Source organism: Pseudomonadales bacterium (assembly GCA_013215025.1).
In the GTDB taxonomy this organism is placed as follows: Bacteria; Pseudomonadota; Gammaproteobacteria; order Pseudomonadales; family DT-91; genus DT-91.
This window is the reverse complement of record JABSRR010000111.1, coordinates 1-4,931: the sequence shown is the minus strand read 5'-3', so window position 1 is coordinate 4,931 and position 4,931 is coordinate 1. Positions and strand designations below refer to the sequence as shown.

Here is a 4,931-nt window from a genome sequence, read left to right as displayed (position 1 = left end):
TGTAGATTTTGTTGATGACATGATCAGCTTGGTGAGCGCTGATTATACCGCAGTTGATGGTGATGATTTAACGGTTGAACCCTTAGAGGCAATTTGGCCTAGTGCTAACGATACGCTAGAGCAGGATATGGCCTGGTTTAAGGCTCAGGTGCTGGACAACCCGAACTATGTCAAAAATATTGTTTCAGAAGATGGCCGGCTGGCGGCGATTGTGGTGCGCTTACAAAACTTTTCCTATAAAGCTGCGCCTGCAGACGGCAGCGGTTTAAGCACGGCGCAACTGCTAAGTGCCGAGGATGAACAGCAGTTTGCCTCATCCTTAATTGCCGTTGGTTTGAAACATCATCGTGATGATTTTCAGGTGTATGTTTCAGGCTTGCCGGTGATTAATTTTCAGCTGATTGATACCTCCGGCAAAATGATGAGTAAGAATATCTCGATTGGCCTGTTGATTTTAATGGCGCTGTTATTGCTGCTGTTTAGACGCGTATCGGGCGTGGTGATTCCGATGATTGTAGTGAGCTTAACGCTATGCGCCACGTTTGCCTTATTGGGTATGAGCAATGTGCCTATTACCGCCAGTCTGCAAATCTTGCCGACTTTTTTGCTGGCCATCGGCATCGCCGATTCAATGCATATGCTGTCGGTGTTTTATCGCGAATACGATAGCGGCCTGGCCAAACAGGATGCAATTATGTTGGCGGTGCGCAAAACCGCGGTGGCCGTATTAATGACAACGGCAACCACTGCTGCCAGCTTGCTGTCATTTACCTATGTAGAGTTGGTGCCGATGAAAATGTTAGGGGTATTTGGCTGTATCGGCGTGCTGTTTGCATTGATTTATACCGTGGTGTTATTGCCGGTTATTTTAACCCTGGTGCCGATTCGTCGTAAAAGCCGCGCGGCCGACAAGCAACCCTTGGCCGAGGCTGAGCTGGCAAAAGTGGATGCCGCTGAGCTGAAAGCATCGGTGCAGGGCAAGGCTTCCAAAGTCAGCGATAGATTACTGCAATTTTGCGGCCGCTTTAGCGTGCGCTATGCCAAAGGAGTGATTGCCGCCTTTAGCGGTTTGGCGATTTTATCGCTGGTGGGAATCAGCAATGTGTCGATGCAGCATGATCCGCTGCGCTGGTTTCCTGAAACGCATCCGATTCGTAAGTCAGCCGAGCTGGTTGATTTTAATCTCAGTGGCTCGATGGTACTTGAGGTGTTAGTTGATAGCGGTGAAGAACAGGGCATTTATCAGCCAGAATTTTTGCAACTATTGGAGCGCCTGGAAGCGGCAAGCTATGCGTTAAATGTTGAGGGGATTGAAGCGAAAAAGATCAACTCGATTGTCTCGATGGTGAAAGAAAACCACCGCAAGCTGAATTTTGATGATCCAGCATTTTATCTGATTCCGGATAGTCGTGAGCTGATTGCGCAGGAAATGCTGCTGCTGCAGTTTGGTGGCTCAAAAGAGTTAAGCGAATATGCCAACGATGCTTTTTCGCTAGCGCGTTTAAATATGAACTACGAAAATAATCGGCTTTTGCATACCGCAGAGTATCTTGAGGCACTGAAAGTGATCTTTGATAAAGAAATCGCCGCCTCGGGCCTGGATGTTGAAGTCACTTATGCTGGCCATATGGTGACGGCGGATAAGATTTTGTCGACCATGATTATTAGCGCGATCGAAAGCTATGTGATTGCCTTTATTTTAGTTGGCTTATTAATGCTGTTATTGATGGGCAACTTCAAGCATGGCCTGCTGGCGTTTATTCCTAATGTGATGCCAATTATTTTTACCATGGGCTTTATGGGTTGGGTGGATATGCCATTNACNATTACTACATCGATTATTGGNTGNGTGGTNATTGGTATTTCGGTGGATGACACGATTCATTTTATGCATCACTTTCGCGAAGCGCATAGCCGTGGCTATTCAGTGACAGAGGCTATTCGTCACAGCCTGCAAATGGCGGGGCAGGCGATTTTATTCACCTCGATCGTGTTGGTTGGCTGCTTTATGGTATTTGCCACCGATGAGTTTCAAAACCAAGTGGAGTTTGGTGGCTTATTAGCGGTGTCGATTATTTTTGCGTTAATCTCTAATTTATTCTTGGCACCGGCTTTGCTGCGCTGTTTTTGGCGCGCCAAGTCGGAACAGCCAATAGCTACGGCGCCTGCTATTGAGCATTAAGCCCTGCAGTAGGGGCATCTACAAATTGCGCGATTGCGGTCAGCGATGTGTCGACCGCATCCAACAGCCCTAACATACCGATAAAGCCATGGCCTAGCTCTGCAAAATGTAAATGTTCGACTGCCACGCCGTCTGCTTGCAGCTGCTCGCGATAGCGCAGTGCTTCTGTGCTGAGTAGGTCGAAGCCGGCAGTTATTAACAAGGTTTTTGCCAGCCCCTGTTTATCTGCAGCCTGCATTGGGCTGTGATAGGGGTTGTTGGCCGCTGCGTTTGCCACATAAGCTTGTGCGGTGGCATGTAAGTATTCTGCATTGGGCGGAACGCCGGCGCTGATCAACTCGCTGTTATATTCAGCACGATAAGTCTGCAGCATGGGATAAATAAGAATTTGACCGGCTAGCCGCTGGCCTGCCGGCTGACGCAATAGCGGCTGCTGATCATGTGTGGTGATGTTTATATCAGCCCAAGCCCAAGCCGATCTCGATGCGCTAGCGCAACGGCGGCGGCCAGATTACCGCCAGCACTGTCGCCGGCCACAAAAATCTTAGCGGGGCTAAGCTGCAATTTTGCTTGCTGGCTAAACAGCCAGTCTAATGCCGCACGAGCATCATCAAAGGCAGCCGGAAACGGATGCTCGGGTGCCAGCCGATAGCTTGGAGTAATGACGATGGCTTGACTGCGCTGCGCGATTGCCTGCGCTAATTTACTCACTGCTTGGGTGCTGCCGGCGCTAAAACCGCCCCCATGAAAGTAGAGTATGGCTGCATAGCCGCCGTCTTCCTGCGGCTTAAGCTTGTTGGGGCGATAGCTGATAGCCTCAAGTTGATGGGCGCCTTTGACCTGAATGGTGTGTTTGCGTATCTGCCCATTAAATTCAGGCTGGCGTGATAGCTGATAAAACTGTGTCACAGTATGTCGGTAGTCTGCCAGCGCTGCGGGGTTTTGCCCAGCTAATGCGGCTGCAGTTGGGGCGTCTAGTTCGGCTGGACTGATCATTTTCAGCAGCGCAAATAGCGGATGTATTTTGCCCAGCGAGCTTTGGCTGTTGACCAATATGCCAGTACCAAGGCTGGCAACTAGCAGCAGGACTAAACTAATGAATATTGTGGCAATGACTTTCATAGAGAAGCTGTATGGTAATGTGTTAATGATTTTAAAGGCTGACAAACAATATAGGCCAGAGCGCTGAATAAGATCAATATGTATATACATCGGGCAACGCAATCTTGATAAGTTTGAGCTTAATTTTTTTATTTATAATGCCCTTATATGATCAAGTGTTTGGCGTGATTATCTGACAGACAAAGAATTTTAGCGAATTAATAAATTAAAGTCGGATAGAATGGTAGAAAGTAGAAATAGTTTATATGTTAGATAAAAGATAGAGATAATGGCAGAATAAACGAAACAACAGAAAGCATGCAGGCAATTGCCGCGGTTAGCGCGTTGCTGGATGATTTAAATAATAAACCGCTAATAAGTATCCACAGCCCAAGAAAGATGGACAACTGTAACAAAATCATGAGTAAGCCATTTAGTTTATTGTTGTTGTGACGCAATACTCTAGAGCAATTTCATGACAGACGTATGACACCGATTGCTCTACATCAGAATGTAAGCAATTAACGCGTCAGTTATGCATACAGATCACTGCAAATATCTTTGTTGGCTAAAAGTCAGCTTTAATTATTTATTTGTTGATAGTGTTAACACTTTGCAGATGCAGGGCAAAATCACACAAAGCTATTTGGCGATGATGCGACCCGGGTTACACTAATCATTACGCTAATTGCTGAGATAAAACTTAAGTGCATTTTTCGATATCAGCAGAACTTGAATCTACTCTCCTGCGACTCACCAATGCTGATGCTTTAGCATTTGATGCGGTGATACAAAGCTTGTGGAGTGGTTACGGGCAGATCATACGACTGCGTCTATATGGCGCTGAGATGCCTTCGGTAGTGGTTAAATTGGTCTCGCTTTGTAAAGTAGAGCAACACCCGCGAGGTTGGAATAGTGAACTGGCGCATCAACGCAAGCTGCAGTCTTATCACGTAGAAGCTTATTGGTATCAACAGTATGCCATGCAGTGTGATTCAGCTTGTCGAGTTGCGCGCTGCTATGGCTGCGTGATTGATGAGCAGCAGCTGGTGCTGGTACTCGAAGACTTGGATGCCAGTGGTTTTGACGGACGTGTTGAAGCCAAATCACAGCATAGCTTAATGATGCTGCAAGCCTGCCTCCGCTGGTTAGCCCATTTGCATGGCAAATTTTTACGCCCTAACATAAACAATCTCAAGTGCCAGGATTCTGCCGTTGCCGTGCCAGAAAGCAGTCAGGCTGGATTGTGGCCAACGGGCAGCTACTGGCACCTATCGACGCGCCCTGATGAGTGGGCTGCATTGCCAGACGGTGAACTAAAGCGCTACGCTGCAGCACTTGATTCTGCCCTTCGCCACAGCGACTATCACACCTTAATTCATGGCGACGCCAAGCTTGCCAATTTTTGCTTTAAAACGCTACCAAAGACGCAAGCGATCGATGTGGCCGCGGTGGACTTTCAGTACCTGGGGTGGGGCTGCGGTATGCGTGATGTAGCCTATTGTATCAGTAGCGCATTAGAGGCAAGTCAATGTTCGGCCCAGTCTGAGGCATTGTTAGATTATTATTTTCAACAGCTTCGCTTTGCCATCGAGCGTTATCAGCCTAGCATGACAGAAACTGCCGTTGATGGCGTAGTGAAGCAGTG

4 protein-coding genes are annotated in these 4,931 nt (G+C 47.6%); 2 read left to right on the top strand and 2 right to left on the bottom strand.

What is annotated here, in order from left to right:
• A partial coding sequence (locus tag HRU21_08565; protein ID NRA42341.1) for an MMPL family transporter occupies positions 1-2,182 on the top strand: 2,182 nt, incomplete at its 5' end.
• On the opposite strand, the gene HRU21_08560 is transcribed toward HRU21_08565, so the two are convergent.
• A complete protein-coding gene (locus HRU21_08560; protein NRA42340.1) occupies positions 2,169-2,606 on the bottom strand; it encodes an alpha/beta hydrolase in 438 nt (145 codons plus the stop codon). The two genes, HRU21_08565 and HRU21_08560, sit on opposite strands and share 14 nt — an antisense overlap.
• Positions 2,607-2,635: 29 nt before the next feature.
• Positions 2,636-3,394: an alpha/beta hydrolase fold domain-containing protein gene (locus tag HRU21_08555; protein NRA42339.1), complete on the bottom strand. Its 759-nt coding sequence runs from the start codon at positions 3,392-3,394 to the stop codon at positions 2,636-2,638.
• Positions 3,395-3,990: 596 nt separating this feature from the next.
• Between HRU21_08555 and HRU21_08550 the strand changes: the two genes are divergently transcribed.
• On the top strand, positions 3,991-4,931 hold a 941-nt coding region (locus HRU21_08550; GenBank protein ID NRA42338.1), incomplete at its 3' end, for a phosphotransferase.

What these genes read in the sequence shown, in the direction of transcription:
- HRU21_08555 (NRA42339.1), bottom strand. Translation starts at nt 3,394, where the DNA reads ATGTATATACATATTGATCTTATTCAGCGCTCTGGCCTATATTGTTTG.